The 1,054-nt window shown below is 43.3% G+C and carries 1 pseudogene; it reads left to right on the forward strand.

Going from position 1 to position 1,054, the window contains the following annotated elements:
- Positions 1 to 567, forward strand: a pseudogene (locus F6J99_RS45300) (IS200/IS605 family accessory protein TnpB-related protein); the annotation flags it as partial.
- Positions 568 to 1,054: the final 487 nt, after the last annotated feature.

Here is a 1,054-nt window from a genome sequence, read left to right on the forward strand (position 1 = left end):
TGCCACGCTTGTCAGTTTTTAGTTGGTATTATTTACACTCACTGGTCTGAACTGGGAGAACTGACAGCAGATCAACTAACTCCGGCTGTCGAAAAGTTAATGCATCAAACAGCTAAACGTCCTAGTATTAAATACCCTCAATTCAAGAAAGCCTTTTATAAATTTCCTAGCTATCTACGTCGTGCTGCGATTGCCTTCTCTGCTGGTCAAGTTAGTAGCTTTGTTACTCGTTATCGAGAGTGGCAGTCGGGAGGCAGAAAAAGAAAGGATGCTAAGCCTCCAAAGCTAAATGCAGACACCGGCTGTTATCCCTCCCTTTACAAGGGACAATGTTACAAGCTGCATGGTTATGACCAAGTCGAAATCAAGGTTTTCAATGGATATGACTGGGTTTGGGCTACCGTTGAAATCACTGGCCTCAGAGAGCGTCACCTGGTTGCAACTAACAAAATGATGTCCCCATCATTGGTTTTAAATGAAAGGGGCTGTCACTTATCCGTTCCGTTTAACTGCAAACCAGAAAAACGGAAACCAGAAGCCAACGTAACTGCGGTAGATCTAGGGATTGTGCGACTCGTTGGTTAGAAACCTTATCCTGAAAAGGATATGGGGGATTAACCGCAAGGTAATAAAAACCTTGACAACTTGATAACCATGATGGTGAAATACCATCCCTCACGAAATCTGAGTGACAGCCCTACCCCTATTCTCAAGGAGCTAACAAACCTGAGGATAAAGCGGGGTCGAACAGTGAAGCACTGCTAGCTAAATGTGGTGTTAGTAACAGGCAATTGAACTCATGGGTACCACAGAAAGATACACCTGAACCATCGTAAGGTCTACGTAGCGAAATAGCTGAGGTCATAACCAAAACGCTACAGACAAATAGTCAACGGAACACACAGGATTATAAGATTGATTCCTCTTATAATGATTTCCCTAATTCCCGGTGGATAGTATCACCCTAAAAGATTCAAAGAATGGTTATCAGGAACGAAGTAACTCCATAGGTACTCTCAGAAAGGTCGATTTCTGAGTAGGTAGTTAGCCCCAA

The organism is Moorena sp. SIO4G3, from assembly GCF_010692305.1.
In the GTDB taxonomy this organism is placed as follows: domain Bacteria; phylum Cyanobacteriota; class Cyanobacteriia; order Cyanobacteriales; family Coleofasciculaceae; genus Moorena; species Moorena producens_A.